The 16,992-nt window shown below is 72.5% G+C and carries 16 protein-coding genes; 8 read left to right on the top strand and 8 right to left on the bottom strand.

The window, feature by feature from the left end; all coding sequences use genetic code 11:
• Positions 1-3: 3 nt before the first annotated feature.
• Together ACIGDI_RS09145 and ACIGDI_RS09140 are read right to left on the bottom strand one after the other, a co-directional pair.
• Positions 4-762 (bottom strand): L,D-transpeptidase family protein, encoded by a 759-nt coding sequence (locus ACIGDI_RS09145; RefSeq protein WP_399892809.1) that lies wholly within the window; start codon positions 760-762, stop codon positions 4-6.
• A 41-nt stretch (positions 763-803) separates the two neighbouring features.
• Positions 804-2,207 carry a M1 family metallopeptidase gene (locus ACIGDI_RS09140; protein WP_399892806.1) on the bottom strand — a complete coding sequence of 468 codons (1,404 nt, stop codon included), beginning with the start codon at positions 2,205-2,207 and terminating at the stop codon, positions 804-806.
• 156 nt (positions 2,208-2,363) lie between these two features.
• On the opposite strand from ACIGDI_RS09140, the gene ACIGDI_RS09135 reads away from it, so the two are divergent.
• Entirely contained in the window at positions 2,364-2,723 is a 360-nt protein-coding gene (locus ACIGDI_RS09135) for a DUF488 domain-containing protein (RefSeq protein ID WP_399892802.1), read from the top strand.
• Here ACIGDI_RS09135 and ACIGDI_RS09130 read toward each other — a convergent pair.
• The 5 genes from ACIGDI_RS09130 to ACIGDI_RS09110 form a co-directional block, all read right to left on the bottom strand.
• Positions 2,678-4,534 carry a GMC family oxidoreductase N-terminal domain-containing protein gene (locus tag ACIGDI_RS09130; RefSeq protein WP_399892799.1) on the bottom strand — a complete coding sequence of 619 codons (1,857 nt, stop codon included), beginning with the start codon at positions 4,532-4,534 and terminating at the stop codon, positions 2,678-2,680. The two genes, ACIGDI_RS09135 and ACIGDI_RS09130, sit on opposite strands and share 46 nt — an antisense overlap.
• Entirely contained in the window at positions 4,531-5,913 is a 1,383-nt protein-coding gene (locus ACIGDI_RS09125; protein ID WP_399892796.1) for a hypothetical protein, read from the bottom strand. The genes ACIGDI_RS09130 and ACIGDI_RS09125 overlap by 4 nt, the downstream gene beginning before the upstream one ends.
• Positions 5,910-6,596 carry a FadR/GntR family transcriptional regulator gene (locus tag ACIGDI_RS09120; protein WP_399892792.1) on the bottom strand — a complete coding sequence of 229 codons (687 nt, stop codon included), beginning with the start codon at positions 6,594-6,596 and terminating at the stop codon, positions 5,910-5,912. The genes ACIGDI_RS09125 and ACIGDI_RS09120 overlap by 4 nt, the downstream gene beginning before the upstream one ends.
• A 153-nt stretch (positions 6,597-6,749) precedes the next feature.
• Positions 6,750-8,420: an FAD-binding dehydrogenase gene (locus ACIGDI_RS09115; protein WP_399892789.1), complete on the bottom strand. Its 1,671-nt coding sequence runs from the start codon at positions 8,418-8,420 to the stop codon at positions 6,750-6,752.
• A 17-nt stretch (positions 8,421-8,437) separates the two neighbouring features.
• Complete coding sequence (locus tag ACIGDI_RS09110; RefSeq protein WP_399892785.1) at positions 8,438-9,073, bottom strand: TetR/AcrR family transcriptional regulator; 636 nt, start codon at positions 9,071-9,073, stop codon at positions 8,438-8,440.
• Between the two features lie 109 nt (positions 9,074-9,182).
• Between ACIGDI_RS09110 and ACIGDI_RS09105 the strand changes: the two genes are divergently transcribed.
• The 3 genes from ACIGDI_RS09105 (at position 9,183) to ACIGDI_RS09095 (ending at position 12,009) form a co-directional block, all read left to right on the top strand.
• Entirely contained in the window at positions 9,183-9,809 is a 627-nt protein-coding gene (locus tag ACIGDI_RS09105; protein ID WP_399892782.1) for an alpha-ketoglutarate-dependent dioxygenase AlkB, read from the top strand.
• Positions 9,810-9,986: 177 nt separating this feature from the next.
• On the top strand, positions 9,987-10,733 hold the full coding sequence (locus ACIGDI_RS09100; protein WP_399892779.1) for an MBL fold metallo-hydrolase: 747 nt from the start codon (positions 9,987-9,989) through the stop codon (positions 10,731-10,733).
• A gap of 40 nt (positions 10,734-10,773) precedes the next feature.
• Positions 10,774-12,009, top strand: a complete 1,236-nt coding sequence (locus tag ACIGDI_RS09095) for a DUF4032 domain-containing protein (RefSeq protein ID WP_399892776.1) — start codon at positions 10,774-10,776, stop codon at positions 12,007-12,009.
• Between the two features lie 2 nt (positions 12,010-12,011).
• On the opposite strand, the gene ACIGDI_RS09090 is transcribed toward ACIGDI_RS09095, so the two are convergent.
• The gene (locus ACIGDI_RS09090; protein ID WP_399892773.1) at positions 12,012-12,884 is read right to left on the bottom strand and encodes a universal stress protein; all 873 of its coding nucleotides are present in this window, start codon (positions 12,882-12,884) and stop codon (positions 12,012-12,014) included.
• Positions 12,885-12,945: 61 nt separating this feature from the next.
• Here ACIGDI_RS09090 and ACIGDI_RS09085 point away from each other — a divergent pair, with 61 nt between their 5' ends.
• The 4 genes from ACIGDI_RS09085 to ACIGDI_RS09070 all read left to right on the top strand — a co-directional run bounded on the left by ACIGDI_RS09085 (position 12,946) and on the right by ACIGDI_RS09070 (position 16,916).
• Positions 12,946-13,302, top strand: a complete 357-nt coding sequence (locus ACIGDI_RS09085) for a VOC family protein (protein WP_200700255.1) — start codon at positions 12,946-12,948, stop codon at positions 13,300-13,302.
• Positions 13,303-13,435: 133 nt separating this feature from the next.
• Positions 13,436-15,112 (top strand): FAD-dependent oxidoreductase, encoded by a 1,677-nt coding sequence (locus tag ACIGDI_RS09080; protein ID WP_399892769.1) that lies wholly within the window; start codon positions 13,436-13,438, stop codon positions 15,110-15,112.
• Positions 15,109-16,566, top strand: a complete 1,458-nt coding sequence (locus tag ACIGDI_RS09075; RefSeq protein ID WP_399892766.1) for an ATP-binding protein — start codon at positions 15,109-15,111, stop codon at positions 16,564-16,566. The genes ACIGDI_RS09080 and ACIGDI_RS09075 overlap by 4 nt, the downstream gene beginning before the upstream one ends.
• The gene (locus ACIGDI_RS09070; RefSeq protein ID WP_399892763.1) at positions 16,563-16,916 is read left to right on the top strand and encodes a UBP-type zinc finger domain-containing protein; all 354 of its coding nucleotides are present in this window, start codon (positions 16,563-16,565) and stop codon (positions 16,914-16,916) included. The genes ACIGDI_RS09075 and ACIGDI_RS09070 overlap by 4 nt, the downstream gene beginning before the upstream one ends.
• Positions 16,917-16,992: the final 76 nt, after the last annotated feature.

Genomic DNA, 16,992 nt, shown 5'->3' with positions numbered 1-16,992 from the left:
CGCTCAGCGGGCGAGGGCGTCCGCGTCGCCCATCACGACGACGGGGTGGCGGCCGGGGTCGAGGGCGCGCAGCAGCTCCTTCATGTGCTGCTCGGCGATGCTGACGCAGCCGTGGGTGGGGCCGCCGTGGTCCACGTGGATCCATACGCCGCCGCCGCGCTTCGCCCCGAGCGGACGGGTCCAGTCGAGGGGCGAAGTGCCGGGTTTGCGGTTGTAGTTGATGGCGACGACGTAGTCGAAGGAGCCCGCGAGCGACTCCCCCTCGAACCCGGTGCCGGGCGAGGTGAAGCCCCAGGAGTGGTGGTACGGCAGCCGGGTGCCGGGGTCGGCGCGCAGGCCGCCCGCGTCGGTGAGGCCGTAGACGCCGATCGGTGAGCGCAGGTCACCGGCCATGTGGTGGTCGCTCCAGCCGTGCAGGGCGTTGTGCGCGGGCCAAGTGGCGTCGGCCCGCCAGCCGGTGGCGGTGCGTTCGTACAGGACGAGTGTGGACAGCGGGGAGTTGCGGCCCCTGCCGGTGACCACGACGGCCTGGCGGGCGTCGGCGGGTATCGCGGCCAGTGTCTTCGGTCCCAGGCCGGGCAGCCCGCTCGGGGCGGACTCGGCGGTCGTCCCGGTGGGCTCGGGGACCGGTATGGCCGGGGATGTCGTCCCCGGCGTGGACGCGCCGGAGGGGTGGCCCGACGAGGCCACGGCCCCGCCGCCGCATCCCGTCAGCAGAAGGGATGCGGCGAGCAGGACGACATGGTGTCTGCGCGTGATCATGAACGCATCCTGGCGCAGACATGTAAGGAACTGGTCAGGAACTACGCCTTGTTCGGCTTGCCCGGCGCGTACAGCCAGGTCTGGAACAGGCTGTTCAGCTCCTTGCCGGACTCCTGTCGGGCGAGGTTCACGAACTGCTCCGTGGTGCCGTGCCCGCCTCGGTGCCGGCCGGCCCAGTCCCGCAGGATGCGGAAGAAGACCGGATCGCCGACGGCTTTGCGCAGTTCGTGCAGGGCCATGGCGCCGCGGGCGTAGACGGGGGTGCCGAAGATGTTCTTGCCGCTGCCGGGGTCACCGGGCGGGAAGGCCCACAGGCCGTCGCTCGCGGGGCGGGAGTAGAGGGTGTCGAAGATCTTCTGGGCGGTGGGGGCGCCGTGCTGCTCGCTGTAGAGCCATTCGGCGTAGGTGGCGAAGCCCTCGTTGAGCCAGATGTCCTTCCAGGAGGTCAGGGAGACGGAGTCGCCGAACCACTGGTGGGCGTTCTCGTGGACGAGGGTGCCCAGGTCGGGTGCCTGGTCGTAGAGGGGACGCGACTGGGTCTCCAGGGCGTAGCCGACGTGCGCCCTGTCGACGATCGAGCCCGCGTTGCGGAACGGGTAGGGCCCGAAGACCTTGCTCTCCCACTTGAGGACGGACGGCAGTTGCTTGAGCACGGGTGCGGCGGCGGCCGCCTCGCGCGGATCGACGGCGTTGTAGACGTGGAGGCCGTCGCGGGTGGTGTACTGCTCGACCTTGAACTTGCCGACGGTCGCGGTGGCCAGGTAGGCGGCCATGGGTTCGGTCTGGCGCCAGTGGAACGTGGTGCGCCCGTGCGCGGTGCGCCGGCTCAGCAGGGCTCCGTTGGAGACGGCGGTGCGGCCCCTGGGGACGGTGATCGTGATGTCGTACGACGACTTGTCCTTGGGGTGGTTGTTCGCCGGGAACCAGGTCATCGCGCCCTGCGGCTCCCCGGCGACGAAGGCGCCGTCGTCGGTGGCGATCCAGCCGTCCGCCGATCCGTCGGGGTCGGTGACCTTCTTGGGGACGCCGCTGTAGGTGACCTTGACGCGGAACTCCTGGCCCGGTCGGAGGGTTCGGCGCGGGGTGACGACGAGTTCCTGGCCGTCGCGACGGAAGCCGGCCGCCGCGCGGTCGACCGTCAGGCCGGTGACCTTCAGGCCCTTGAAGTCGAGGTCGAAGCGGGTCAGGCGCTGGGTGGCACGGGCGGTGAGGACCGCGGTGCCGTCCAGGCGGCGGCTTCCGGTGTCGTAACGGAGCGTCAGGTCGTAGTGCTCGACGTGGTAGCCGCCGTTGCCGGCGAGCGGGAAGTACGGGTCGCCGGCACCGGAGGTGCCGGCGGTGTCGGCGACGGCCGTGCCGGCTCCGGCCAGCAGGGCCGCGACGGCGACGGGGACCGTCAGGGTCACGGAGGTACGTCTGACGGCCTGTCGTCGGGTCTTGCTCACATGCGCTCCTTGGGGGGTGGCGAGTGACAAATCCGCCCCAGGCTAGGGTGCCGGGCCGCCCGGTTTCCTCCTCCTTTCGGCCAAGTCACACAGGGTCACCGGGCGTTCCCGGATTACGCTCGACGTCATCCGCCGCCACCGGAGGAAGAGGCCGAAGTGAGCGTTCGTCTGCGCCGAGTCTACGAACCGCCCGAGCCGGAGGACGGCGTCCGTGTCCTGGTCGACCGGTTGTGGCCGCGCGGCCTGTCCAAGGACGCGGCGCGGGTCGACGAGTGGCCCAAGGCCCTGACCCCGTCGACCGAACTGCGCCGCTGGTACCACGCGGGCGAGGGCTCCTACGAGGAGTTCGGCAGCCGGTACGAGGCGGAGCTGGAGGCTCCCGAGGCCGCCGAACTCCTCGATCATGTCCGGGAGTTGTCGGAGAAGGGGGCGGTTACGCTGCTGACCTCCGCCAAGGACCCCGAGCACAGTCACGCCGCCGTGCTGGCCCGTGTGCTCGCCTCCCGTTCCAGGTAGTTCTCCGTGACGGCCAGCGCGGTCGCCATGATGCTCAGCTGGGGGTTCACCTCGGGGCAGCCCGGCAGCACGGAGGCGTCCACGACGAGGACGCCGCGCACGCCCCGCAGCCGCCCCTCGGAGTCGGCCGGGGCCCGCTGCGGATCACCGCCCGCGGCGACCGTGCCGGTCGGATGGAAGGCCGACAGGTGCAGGTCGCGGGGGGTGACCGTGTTGAGCAGGGAGTCCAGGCCGTCGAACGTGCGGGCGCGTGGTGCCCGTGGGATTCCGGTGAGGACCTCCTGGGCGCCGGCCGAGAAGAGGAGCCGTCCCATCTCGCGTACCGCGGTGATCAGCCGGGCGCCGTCCCGGGGGTCGAGGCGGTAGCGCACGAGCGTACGGTCGCGACCGTGCACCCGGCCCGACGGCCGGTCGGCGATCATGGCGCCGAGGACCGCGAGCCGGTCGGAGGTTTCCAGTTCGCGGCGCAGGGAGCGGCCCAGGCCGGGCAGGACGAAGCTGCTCATGCCGGGCGGGCTCGCGGTCGCCTCGATGAGGATTCCGCGGGCGTGCAGTTCCTCGACGCCCACGCTCTGCAGGACGCCCGTCCAGGAGTCGACCGGTTCGCCGAAGCGGCCCGCGACGCTGGTGGCGGGATGCACGCTGAGGTTGCGGCCCAGGCGGGGGTGGCGTCCCAGACCCGAGCGGCGCAGCAGCTGTGGGGTCTGCAGGGCGCCCGCGGCCGTGACGACCAAGGGGCTGAGGATCTCGAGTTCGCTGCCGTCGGCCCGGCGCGCCCGGACGCCCGCCGCCCGTGGCCCACCCGGGCTGTCGCGGTCGAGGAGGACGCGCAGCACGCGGGCGCCGGTGACGATGCGCGCTCCCGCGGCGCACGCGTCGGGCAGCACGGACAGCTGGACGCTCTGCTTCGCGCCGGTGGGACAGCCCACCACGCACTGGCAGGAGCCCTTGCAGCCGGGCGCGTTGCGGCGCAGGGGTCCGGCCCGCCAGCCGAGCCGTTCGGCTCCGGCGAGGGCCAGCAGGCCGTTGGCGCCGAGGACGTCGAGGGGCTGGGTGGCCACGCGCAGCGTGCGTTCGATCTCGTCGAGCCGGGCCGGGAGTCCGTCGGCGAGGTGGAAGCCGTAGCGGCTGCTCCAGCGGCCGACGACGTGGTCCGGGGTGCGGTAGCAGGTGCCGGAGTTGACGACGGTGGTGCCGCCGACGGCCCGTCCGACCGGCAGCAGGAGGGGCGGGTCGCCCAGGGCCGCGCTCGCGCCGCCGTCGCGGTACAGGTCGGTGAAGCGCTCCAGCGGCGCGCGGGCGCCGAAGGACGCCGTGGTGTGGTGCTCGCCCTCCTCGAGGACGACGACGTCGAGTCCGGCGCGTGCGAGGGTGCGGGCGGCGATCGCGCCGCCGGCGCCCGATCCCACGACGACGGCGTCGGCTCGGGCACGGGTCGGCCATTCGTCGGCCGGGACGCAGTCCAGGGGCGGGTCGGCGGAGGCGGCGGGTGGCCGTGGCGCCGGGGTGCGCTCGGTGGCCGCGGCGAGCAGGACGGGGACCTTCAGGAGGTCCAGGGCCGGCAGGAGCCGGGGGCGGGTGGCGAGCGAGTCGAGCACCGCCTGCCGCTCGTCCGGCGTCAGGGCGTTCAGCCGACGCCCGCTGTGCAGGACGGCGTAGGCGTCCACGACGCCGGCGCCCGCGCGCACCGCGGTCCGCACGGGCGCGGGCAGTGCGGACAGGAACGCCTCCAGTCTCCCGGGCACCCGGCCCGGCCACTCCTCGTCGCCGGTGTCGGCGAGCAGCGCGGCGACCAGCCCGGGCGCCGTCACCTGTCCCCCACTTCGGCGTGCGCGGTGCCGCGCAGCGTCCAGGAGGCCTCGGTGCGCCAGCGGCCCCACCAGCGTTCCAACAGGACGGTCGCGTCGGCGCTCTCGCTGTTGCGGCACACCGCCGGGGCTCCGTCCGGGTCGCGGTAGTCGAGGGCGAGGGTGCGCTCGGCGGGCTGCGTGACGTCGACGCGGATGCGGCGCAGCAGCGTGCGGCCGGTCACCGTCCAGCGGGGCAGGCCGATGTCGGCGCGGAAGCGTCCGATGCCGAGCAGGCCCACCGCGGAGCGCTCCGCCCGGCGCGGCCAGGTGCGGCCGTGGTGCCTCAGGCGCAGGAAGACCAGTGGGGGCAGCCGTCGCAGCAGGGGTCTGGTCGACACGGCGGCGACCACCTCCAGGACGCCGTCGTCGCCCAGGTCCGCGTGCAGCCAGGCCCAGCGGCGGGCGTTGCCGTGGCCGTTGATGCGGGCGGAGGCTCCGGGAGCGCCCCGCAGGGTGAGTGTCCGGTCCTGGTCGGCGAACGTGCCGTCGTAGGTGGCCCGGGCCGCCGGGAGCATGTGGGTGGCGGGGAGCAGGGGGCGCCGCCAGGACCAGCGGGGAAAGGTGAACAGGGGCTCCGCCGCGGGCAGTTCGGTGAGGTTCCAGCTGAGGTCACCGGCGCTGCCGCTCAGCCGCCCGGGGACCGCCGCGACGTCACCGGCCGTGAAGCCGCGTACGGGACCGCTCCACGGGAGGGGGCCGAAGCGGGCGTGGGTGACCTTGCCCTCCGGTGGGAAGACGGCCGCCCAGCCGTGCGCCACGGGCGCGGATCCGTCGGTGGGCGCGACCAGTTCGTGGTGCAGCCAGATACCGGTCCCGGTGGCCGGGTCGGTGAGCGTCGTGTACCAGACCTCGGTGCGGCCGGGTCTGCCGTCCCAGCGCGGTGCCAGGTGGTCGGCGGCGTCCTCCCGCCGGGGGAAGCGGAAGCTGAGGAGGAAGGGCGCGAGGCCGGTCCCGAGGGGGAAGCGGAGGGTGCCCTGGCCGACCGGTGCGCCGTCCTCGTACAGCGTGAACGGCAGGACCGTCATCGACCGCACCGGGTGACGGACGGTCACCGACTTCCAGCCGTCCAGGGTGAGGCGGCGGCCCTGCGCGGTGAACGACAGCCGGTAGCGGATGCGGCGGCCGGCGAGCGGGGAGATCTCCAATTCGCCGGTGGCGTCGGGGTCGTCGGCCAGTCCGGTGACGCGGACGCGTCCGTCGAGCCGGGCCCGGACCGTGCGGTGGGGGCGCAGGACCTCATCGGCCCGGGCCCGCAGGTCGAGGCGGATACGGCGGACGGGTTCGGTGGCGTCGAGCCGGACCGTGCCGAGCATGGTCTCGGTGAACGTGGTGCCCCTCATCCCAGTCCCTCCAGCATGATCCGCTCGGTGTCCCGCAGGTAGGCGTCGGCGGCGGCGTGCGCCCGGCGGCCGTCACCGGACACCACCGCGTCCACCACCGGGACGAAACGACGGTGGGCGGCCTCGGCGTCGGTGAAGGGCCCGCGCAGGGCGGCTCGGACGGGGAGGTAGGCCTTGAAGAGGGTGTTGGTCAGCAACGCGTACACGCGGTTGCCGGTCGCCCGGGCGAGGGCCCGGTGCACCTCGATGTCGGCCAGCTGCACGGCGTCGGCGTCGCCCGCTTCGCGTACGGCCTCCAAGAGGCGGCGCAGTTCGGCGTGTTGGGATCGGGTCGCTCGCGCGGCGGCCCGCTCGGCGATCAGGGCGCCGATCGAGCGCCGTACCTCGAAGATCTCGTGGACCCACTTGGGGTCGTGACGGACGAGCATCGGCAGCAGGTCCGCGCCGCCCAGCCGGGCGTAGTCGAGGACTTTGGTGCCGACACCGTGTCGGGTCTCCAGGAGTCCGGCCTGGACGAGCCGTCCGAAGGCGTGCTTGAGGGTGGTGCGGGTGACGCCGTAGCCGTCGGCCAACTGGCGTTCCGGCGGCAGATAGCTGCCCGCCGGATGCCGGCCGGCGAGGATGTCCTCGCGCAGCCGCTCCTCGAGCACGTCCACGATCGTCTCGCGGGGCAGGGCCTCCACGGCGGTCTCCTCACAGTGCAGTGGCTCAGTGGCTCAGCCACTCAACCAAGAGAGGTGTCCGTGGGTCAATCCCCTTGCGTTAGGCCGTTCTTCACGCAGCACGTCGTGGGGCGGTCGCCGTCCTGGCCGACCGCCCCACGACTCCTGTGCGGATCAGGCCGACTGCGCGGCCGCCGCCCGTCCGGCCGCCCGGCCCGAGAAGAGGCAGCCGCCGAGGAAGGTGCCCTCCAGGGCGTTGTAGCCGTGCACCCCGCCGCCGCCGAAGCCGGCCACCTCACCGGCCGCGTACAGGCCGTCGATGGGGGTGCCGTCGGTGCCGAGGGCGCGGGAGTCGAGGTCGGTCTGGATGCCGCCGAGGGTCTTGCGGGTCAGGACGTGCAGCTTGACGCCGATCAGGGGACCGGCGGCGGGGTCGAGGATGCGGTGCGGGGTGGCGACGCGGCCGAGGCGGTCGCCGATGTAGCGGCGGGCGTTGCGGATGCCCTGGATCTGGGCGTCCTTGCTGTAGGGGTTGGCCAGTTGCAGGTCGCGGGCCTCGATCTGGCGGCGCAGCTCGGCCGCGTCGAGGAGCGGCTTGTCCGTCAGCTCGTTCATCTTCGCCACCAGTTGCTCCAGGTTCGGCGCGGTCACGAAGTCGGGACCCTTGCGCAGGAAGTCGTCGACCGGGCCCGGAATGCCCTTGCCGAGGCGGTTCTTGAGGACGGCCGCCCGGTCCTTGGCGGTGATGTCGGGGTTCTGCTCGGAGCCGGAGAGCGCGAACTCCTTCTCGATGATCTTCCGGGTGAGGATGAACCAGGAGTGGTCGTGGCCGGCGATGTCCTCGGTGGTGCGCAGGTGCTCGAGAGTGCTGAGGGTGTCGTAGCCGGGCAGGCACGGGTCGGGGAGCCGGCGGCCGAGCGCGTCGAACCACATGGAGGACGGGCCGGGCAGGATGCGGATGCCGTGACCGGGCCAGATCGGGTCCCAGTTCCGCACGCCCTCGGTGTAGTGCCACATGCGGTCGCGGTTGACCAGGCGTACGCCCGCCTCGGCGCTGATGTCGAGCATGCGGCCGTCGACGTAGGCGGGCACGCCGGTGACCATCTCGGCGGGCGGGGTGCCCAGGCGCTCGGGCCAGTAGCGGCGCACGATGTCGTGGTTGGCGCCGATGCCGCCGGTGGTGACGACGACGGCCTGGGCGGTGAGTTCGAAGTCGCCGACCCGGTCGCGGTTGGAGGCGACGCCGCGGGCCGAGCGGTCCTCGGCCAGCACGGTGCCGCGTACGCCGCGGGCGGCGCCGTCCTCGACCACGAGCTCGTCGACCTGGTGGCGGTGGTAGAAGGTGAGCAGCCCGTCGCGGGCGGCCTGCCTGGCGGAGTCCACGAAGGGCTCGACCACACCGGTGCCGGTGCCCCAGGTGACGTGGAAGCGCGGTACGGAGTTGCCGTGCCCGTCGGCGCGCAGGTCGCCGCGCTCGGCCCAGCCGACCGTCGGCAGCAGCTTGATGCCGTGCCGGTCCAGCCAGGACCGCTTCTCCCCCGCCGCCCACTCGACGTAGGCGCGCGCCCAGCGCACCGCCCACGAGTCCTCGTCGGCCACCCGGTCGAACCGTGCGCTGCCCTGCCAGTCGCTCCAGGCCAGGTCGAAGGAGTCCTTGATGCCCAGGCGGCGCTGCTCCGGGGAGTCGACGAGGAAGAGCCCGCCGAAGGACCAGAACGCCTGCCCGCCGAGGTTGGCGGCGTTCTCCTGGTCGACCAGGGCGACGCGCCGCCCCTTGCTCGTGAGTTCGTGCGCGGCGACCAGGCCCGCCAGGCCCGCTCCGACGACGATGACGTCCGCATCCATGGCGACCGTTCCCTTTCTCAGTGGCCTAGTGGGGGGCTGCCGCTGCCGTCGGTCAGCAGGGCGGTGAGCAGTTGCTTGAGCCAGACGCGGGCGTGTTCGACGTCCTTGTCCAGCAGGAGCTGGGTGGTGACCCCGTCGTAGGCGGCGACCACGGCGTGCGCCGCGCCGTCGATGTCGCCGAGCACGGCGGGCGGTGGGGCGAAGCCCCGGGCGCGGGCGAGCCGCTCCGCGATCGCGCCGCGCAGCCGGGCCCGGTGCTCCAGGAGGGTCTCGGCCACTTTCGGATCGCGGGCCGCGTGCACCAGGAAGTCCGTCTTCACCAGCAGCCAGTCGAGATCGAGGAGCAGCACCTCGGTGACGCGGTCCACGGCGGCGGGCACGTCGAGGTCGGGGCCGTCCAGGGCGAGGGCGCCGGAGACCTGCTCGGCGATCAGGTCGGCGCGCTGCTGGTACAGGGCGAAGAACAGCTCGTCCAGGCTGTCGAAGTTGGAGTAGAAGGCGCCCCTGCTGTAGCCGGCGGCCTCGCAGACCTCCTCGATCGAGACCCGCCCGAAGCCCTTGGCCGCGAACACCTCGAACGCGGCGTCGAGCAGGTTCGCGCGGGTGCGCACCCGGCGCTTCGTCACGCGCCGCGTGGTCTCCTCGGTCACCAATGGCCCGCCTCCGTTCGATACGGGAATGTATCCGATACACCGACGTATCGAAAGACTGCCGCACACATCCGAGGGGAACATATTTTCGAATCAGGAGTACGCTGGACACATGACCACGCACCTCCAGGGCTCCCTCTTCGACCAGACGGACCAGCTGCGGCTCGGCCCCCTCAACGGGATCCGCCGGACGACCCTCGGGTTCGGCGCCTGGATCGACGTGCTGCCCGGATGGCTGAGCGGTTCGGACATGCTGTTCGAACGGCTGGCCGCCGAGGTGCCCTGGCGGGCCGAGCGGCGCCAGATGTACGACCAGGTCGTGGACGTGCCCCGGCTGCTGTCGTTCTACGGCGTGGACGACCCGCTGCCGCACCCGGTGCTGGACGAGGCCCGCGCGGCCCTGTGCGCGCACTACGCCGAGGAGCTCGGCGAACCGTTCACCACGGCCGGGCTGTGCTACTACCGCGACGGCCGGGACAGCGTGGCCTGGCACGGCGACCGGATCGGCCGGGGCGCGCGGGAGGACACGATGGTGGCCATCCTCTCCGTGGGCGCCCCGCGCGACCTGCTGCTGCGCCCGGTGCGCGGGGGCGAGAGCGTGCGCCGGCCGCTGGGCCACGGCGACCTGATCGTGATGGGCGGCTCCTGCCAGCGGACCTGGGAGCACTGCGTACCCAAGAGCACGCGGGCTTCGGGACCGCGGATCAGCATCCAGTTCCGCCCGCACGGCGTGCGCTGAGGCGGAGAGGCGGCCGCTTCCGGCGCACGCGGGGGCGGCCTCCGGCGGACGGTGCCGGAGGCCGCCCTTCCTCCGCCGGTGACCGTGCCGGAGGTTGGCGCGGACCCGACGCCTCCGCTCCCGCCCGGGTCTGCTTTGCTGATCCCGTCCAACAGCGGCGAAGGACGTGGGGCGGTCATGCGGGCAGACGTACGGCAAGTCGCCGACGGCATTCATCTGGTGCACGGCAGCAACACCAACTGGGTGATCCTCACCGAGGGCGACGAACTCACCCTGGTCGACACCGGCTATCTCGGCGACCGGCAGCAGGTCCTCGACTCGCTCACGGCGGTCGGCGGCGCGCCGGAGGCGGTCGCGGCGGTGCTCATCACCCACGCCCACAACGACCACCTGGGCTCGGCCGAGTACCTGCGCTGCACCTACGGCACGCCCGTCTACCTGCACGAGGCCGAAGTACCGCACGCCCGCCGGGAGTTCCTGCAACAGGTGACCGTCGGCCAGATCGTCCGCAACGGCTGGCGGCCCGGAGTGCTGCCCTGGGCGCTGCACGCCCTGCGCTCCGGCGGCATGACCGACGTCCCCGTCGCCGCTCCCGAGCCGTTCCCCCTACCGGGCGCGCTGGACCTGCCCGGCCGGCCGGTCCCGGTGCACACACCCGGCCACACCGACGGACACGCGGTCTTCCACCTCCCGCACGCCGGCGTGGTGATCGCCGGTGACGCGATCGCCACCGCCCACCCCACCTCGCGTCTCAGCGGACCCCACCTGCTGCCCGACATGTTCCAGCACGAGCGCGCACGGGCCGTCGCCTCCCTCGACGTCATCGCCGCGCTGGAGGGCGATCTGCTGCTGCCCGGTCACGGTCCGGAACACCGCGGTCCGATCCGTGAAGCGGCACTTCAGGCCAAGGAGCGTGCACTCTAAGGTGAGGTGACGATCACGGCGAGGCGAGGACACGCGACCCATGGCACTGCAGATCAGCGCGACGAACCCGGAGCACCCCGCGCTCCTGCTGGAGCTGCCGTGGCACCTGCCCCTGGAGGAGTGGCCGGAGAAGTACCTCGTCCCGCTGCCGCGCGGCATCTCCCGGCACGTGGTGCGCTACGCCCACGCCGGGGACGAGGTGATCGCTGTCAAGGAACTCGCCGAACGACCCGCACTGCGCGAGTACGAGCTGCTGCGCGACCTGGACCGGCTCGGCATCCCCGCGGTCGACCCGCTTGCCGTGGTCACCGGCCGCACCGACGCCGAAGGCGACCCGCTGGAGCCGGTGCTGATCACCCGTCACCTGCGCGGCTCGCAGCCGTACCGGTCGATGTTCGAGACGACCATGCGCCCGGCCACCATGCACCGCCTCATGGACGCCCTCGCCGTCCTGCTGGTCCGCCTGCACCTGGCGGGCTTCGCCTGGGGCGACTGCTCCCTGTCCAACACCCTCTTCAGGCGCGACGCGGGCGCCTACGCCGCCTACCTCGTCGACGCCGAGACCGGCGACCTGCACCCCCAGCTCAGCACCGGGCAGCGGGAGTACGACCTCGACCTCGCCCGCGTGAACATCAGCGGCGAACTGCTGGACCTGGAGGCGTCCGGTGCGCTGCACCCCTCGGTGGACCCGATCGAGTTCGGCATGGAGATCTGCGCCCGCTACCGCGGCCTGTGGGACGAGCTGACCCGCACCTCCGTGTACCCGGCGGGCAAGTACCACTACATCGAGCGCCGGATCCGCCGGCTGAACGAACTCGGCTTCGACGTGGCCGAGATGCAGATCAAGCACTCCTCGAACGGCGACACGGTCACGTTCGTGCCCAAGGTTGTCGACGCCGGCCACCACCAGCGCCAGCTGCTGCGCCTGACCGGTCTCGACACCGAGGAGAACCAGGCCCGCAGGCTTCTCAACGACCTGGAGAGCTGGATGGCCACCCAGGACGACTACGCCCCGGGCGACCCGCTCGCCGCCCGCCCCGAGGTGCTGGCCCACCGCTGGGTGCGGGACGTCTTCCGGCCCACCGTGCGCGCCGTGCCGCTGGAACTGCGCGGCTCCATGGACGCGGCGGAGATCTACCACGAGCTGCTGGAGCACCGCTGGTACCTGTCCGAGCGGGCGCAGCAGGACATCGGGCTGGACACGGCGGTCGAGGACTACATCACGAACATCCTGCCCAAGGCGCGCGAGACGCTGCAGCCCACGACCGGCGAGTGACCTCAGGAGTGCGGGACGACGGCCACCGGGCACTCCGCGTGGTGCAGCACCCCGTGCGCCACCGAGCCGATCCGGGCGCCCACGGCCGTACGGTGCGCCCGGCGCCCGACGACCATCAGCTGGGCGCGCGCCGCCACCGACAGCAGCACCTGCCCGGCGCTGCCCATCTCCACGTGCTCCACCACCGGGACGTGCGGGAAGCGCTCCCGCCACGGCCGCAGGGCCGCAGCCAGCGCCTTCTTCTCGAACGGCTCCAGTCCCCCGGCCTGGTCGAGGATCTGCATCGAACCGGGGCTGTAGGCGAACACCGGCGGCAGCGTCCACGCCCGCACCACCCGGACCCCGGCCCCGCGGGCGGACGCCGTCTCGAAGGCGAACCGCAGCGTGTCGGCGCTGTCCTGCGGATCGCCCTGCTGGCCGACGACGATCTCCCGCCCCGCCGCCTCGGCCGACGGCTGGTCCCCGGCGCGCACCAGCACCACCGGCCGTCTCGCCTCGGCGATCACCTGCTGGCCCACGGACCCGAGCAGGAATCCGACGACCGGCCCGTGCCCGCGTGAGCCGAGGACCAGCATCTCGGCCTCGGCCCCGGCGCCGACCAGCGTGTCGACGGTGTCCCCCTCCAGCACGTCGGTGATCACCTCCAGGCCGGAGTGCCGCGCCTCGACGGCCCGGGCCGCGTCGGCGACCGCGTTCTTCACCCATCCGGCCTGGGTCTCCCGGTCGCCGGCGTCGATCGCCTCGTACGGCTGGAACCGCCAGGCCTGCACCACGCGGAGGGCGAGGTTCCGGCGGACGGCCTCCCGGGCCGCCCACTCCAGCGCGGCGAGGCTCTCCTCGGTTCCGTCGACCCCGGCGGTGATCGGACGCGTCATGCGGTTGCCTCCCAGTGTCGTGCTCACGTCGGTCGGGCCCAGTCTTCACTACACTGTGCCCGTGATCTTGGAATGGGAACAGGTGATCGTGGACGCCGCCGATCCCGTGGCCCTCGGCCGCTGGTGGGCCGAGGCGCTGGGCTGGGTCGTGGTCGACGAGTCGCCCGACGAGTACGAGATCCGGCCCGCGAAGGACCGGCTGCCGGGACTGCTGTTCGGGCGCTCGACGGACCCGAAGACCGTCAAGAACCGTCTCCACCTCGACTTCCGTCCCGAGGACCAGGAGGCCGAGGTGACCCGGCTGCTGGCGCTGGGCGCCCGGCACGCGGACGTCGGGCAGACCGGCGACGAGCCCTGGGTGGTGCTGGCGGACCCCGAGGGCAACGAGTTCTGCGTGCTGGGGCCGAGGCGGAGCTGATCGTCCGCCGTCCGTCTCATGGCGGAGCGAAGCGGGACGATCGAACATACGATGGGCGGAAGCCGACGCGGTGGCCGCCTCTCACGACAGCGCTCGCCGGCCGTCGGTCCGATCCACTCGGGGTGGGAGAGGTATGGCACAGGCGTCCGACGCCGCACGGACCGTGATCATGACCGTGGACGACGACCCGGGAGTCTCCCGCGCCGTCGCCCGTGATCTGCGGCGCCGCTACGGCGAGTCGTACCGCATCGTGCGCGCCGAGTCCGGCGAGTCCGCGCTGGACGCGCTGCGCGAGCTGAAGCTGCGCGGTGACCTGGTGGCCGTCATCCTGGCCGACTACCGGATGCCGCAGATGAACGGCATCGAGTTCCTGGAACAGGCCCTGGACGTCTACCCGGGAGCCCGCCGGGTGCTGCTGACCGCCTACGCGGACACGAACGCGGCGATCGACGCGATCAACGTCGTCGACCTGGACCACTACCTGCTCAAGCCGTGGGACCCGCCGGAGGAGAAGCTCTACCCGGTGCTGGACGACCTGCTGGAGGCCTGGCGGTGCAGTGACTTCCGGCCGGTGCCCAGCACCAAGGTGGTGGGACACCGCTGGTCGGCGCGCTCGTCGGACGTCCGGGAGTTCCTCGCCCGCAACCAGGTCCCCTACCGCTGGTACTCGGCCGAGGAGCCGGAGGGCAGGCGGCTGCTGGCGGCCGCCGGGGCGGACGAGCAGCGGCTGCCGCTGGTCATCACCCCCGACGGCACAGCGCTGGTGGAGCCGGAGGCCCCCGAACTCGCCGCCCGGGTGGGGCTCGCGACGACACCGGCCGCCGACTTCTACGACCTCGTCGTGATCGGCGGCGGGCCGGCCGGGCTCGGTGCCGCGGTGTACGGCGCCTCCGAAGGGCTGCGGACCGTTCTCGTGGAGCGGTCGGCCACCGGCGGACAGGCCGGGCAGAGCTCCCGGATCGAGAACTACCTCGGCTTCCCCGACGGCGTGTCGGGAGCCCAGCTCACCGAGCGGGCGCGACGCCAGGCCGCGAAGTTCGGCGCCGAGATCCTCACCGCGCGCGAGGTCTCGGGGCTGGAGGTCAACGGGGCCGCCCGCACGGTGCGGTTCTCCGACGGCTCCGCGGTCGCCGCGCACAGCGTCATCCTGGCCACCGGCGTGTCGTATCGGCAGCTGACGGCGCCGGGCTGCGACGACCTCAACGGCTGCGGGGTGTTCTACGGCTCGGCCCTGACCGAGGCCGCCTCCTGCCAGGGGCAGGACGTGTACATCGTCGGCGGCGCCAACTCGGCCGGGCAGGCGGCGATGTACCTGTCCCGGGGCGCCAAGTCGGTGACGCTGCTGGTGCGCGGCCCGGACCTGGCGGCGTCGATGTCGTACTACCTGATCCAGCAGATCAACGAGGCGCCGAACATCTCGGTGCGCGCGCGTACCGTCGTCGAGACCGCGCACGGCACCGACCACCTCGAACAGCTCACCCTGCGCGACGTCGACACCGGCGAGACCGAACTCGTCGACGCGCAGTGGATGTTCGTGTTCATCGGCGCGGCCCCGCTGACCGACTGGCTGGACGGCACGGTCCTGCGCGACGAGCACGGGTTCATCCTGGCCGGACCCGACCTCACCCCGGACGGCCGGCCGCCGGCCGACTGGGAGCTGGACCGGCCGCCGTACCACCTGGAGACCAACATCCCCGGCGTGTTCGTGGCGGGCGACGCGCGCGCCGAGTCCGCGAAGCGCGTCGCGTCCGCCGTCGGAGAGGGAGCCATGGCCGTGATGCTCGTCCACCGGTACCTGGAGCAGTCGTGAGCGGGCAGGCGCTGCCCTGCAGCCCGCAGGAGATCGGGTCGCTGTTCCTGTTCGAGAAGCTGTCCGCCGAGCAGCTCGGGCAGCTGTGCAGCGCCGGCCGGGTGGAGAAGTTCGAACCCGGTCCCGTCTACACCGAGGGTGACCCCGCCACCTGCTTCTACGTGATGATCGAGGGCACCGTCGTGCTGTCCCGGCGGGTCGGCGCGGACGACGTGGAGGTCACGCGGACCTCCCAGCGGGGCGCCTACGCGGGCGCGATGCAGGCCTACCTCGGGGACCGGGTGCGGCAGGTCTACCACAACTCCATGAGGGTGACGCAGCCCTCGCGGTTCTTCGTGCTGCCCGCCGAGAAGTTCGCGGACTTCATGGCGGAGAACTTCCCGATGGCGGTCCATCTGCTGGAGGGCCTGTTCTGGGGCTCGAAGAACACCGAGCGGGCCGTCGGCCAGCGTGAACGGCTGCTGGCGCTCGGCTCGTTGTCGGCCGGTCTCACGCACGAGCTCAACAACCCCGCGGCCGCGGCGGTCCGGGCCACGGCGACACTGCGCGAGCGGGTCGGCAAGATGCGGCACAAGCTCGCCGTGATCTCCCAGAGCTCCTACACGCCCGAGGACATGGCGAACCTGATCGACATCCAGGAGCGCACCGCCGAACGCGTCGCCAAGGCGCCGGTGCTCAGCCCGCTGGAGGCCTCGGACCGGGAGGACGCCCTCGCCGACTGGCTCGACGACCACGGCATCCAGGAGGGCTGGCGCATCGCCCCCACCTTCGTGCAGGCCGGGCTGGACGTGGACTGGCTGGAGCAGGTCGCCGCGGCCGTCAACGAGGAGATCCTGCCGAACGCGATCGGCTGGCTCAACTACACCGTCGAGACCGAGCTGTTGATGGACGAGATCAACGATTCCACGACCCGCATCTCGCACCTCGTCGACGCGGCCAAGCAGTACTCGCAGCTGGACCGGGCGCCCTTCCAGGTCGCCGACGTCCACGAACTCCTCGACAGCACACTGCTGATGCTCTCCGGGAAGACCGGCGAACGGATCAAGGTCGTCAAGGACTACGACCGGACGCTGCCGAGGATCCCGGCGTACCCGGCGGAGCTCAACCAGGTGTGGACCAACCTGATCGACAACGCCGTCTCCGCCATGAACAGCACCGGCGGGGACGGCACGTTGACCGTGCGGACGGCAATGAAGAACGACCGGCTGCTGGTGGAGTTCAAGGACACCGGACCGGGCGTGCCGCCGGAGATCCGCGACCGTATCTTCGATCCCTTCTTCACCACCAAGCCGGTCGGCGAGGGCACCGGCCTGGGGCTGGACATCTCCTGGCGGATCGTCGTGAACAAACACCACGGCACGCTCCAGGTGGAGTCCGAACCCGGCGACACCCGGTTCCAGGTCCTGCTTCCGTTGACGGCCCCGGCCGACGAGACACCCGAGGAGAGCGCATGAGCAGCGGCGACGGTATCGATCCCGGCGTTCCGCCGAGCGGCACCGGCTGCGTCGAGTGCGAGGAGGCGGGCGGCTGGTGGTTCCATCTGCGGCGCTGCGCGCAGTGCGGGCACATCGGCTGCTGCGACGACTCGCCGGCCAAGCACGCCACCGCCCACTACCACGCCACCGGACACCCGGTGATCCGCAGTTTCGAGCCCGGCGAGGAGTGGTTCTGGGACTTCGAGAGCTCTCAGCTGTACGAGTCGGGGCCCGAGCTGGCGCCGCCGTCGAGCCATCCCGCGGAGCAGCCCGCACCGGGGCCCGCGGGGCGGGTGCCGCAGGACTGGGCGCGGGTCTTGAGGGGATGAACGCCTCGGGGGGCGGTGGCGTGGCGCGCGTGGGTGGTCCGTGGCCCGTCGCGCCCCTGGGATCGGCACCCCCGCT

It is taken from the genome of Streptomyces sp. NPDC085900, from assembly GCF_044540925.1.
Taxonomy (GTDB): Bacteria; Actinomycetota; Actinomycetes; order Streptomycetales; family Streptomycetaceae; genus Streptomyces; species Streptomyces gilvifuscus.
Note: the sequence above shows the minus strand (reverse complement) of the source record. Positions and strands in the feature narration are given on the sequence as shown.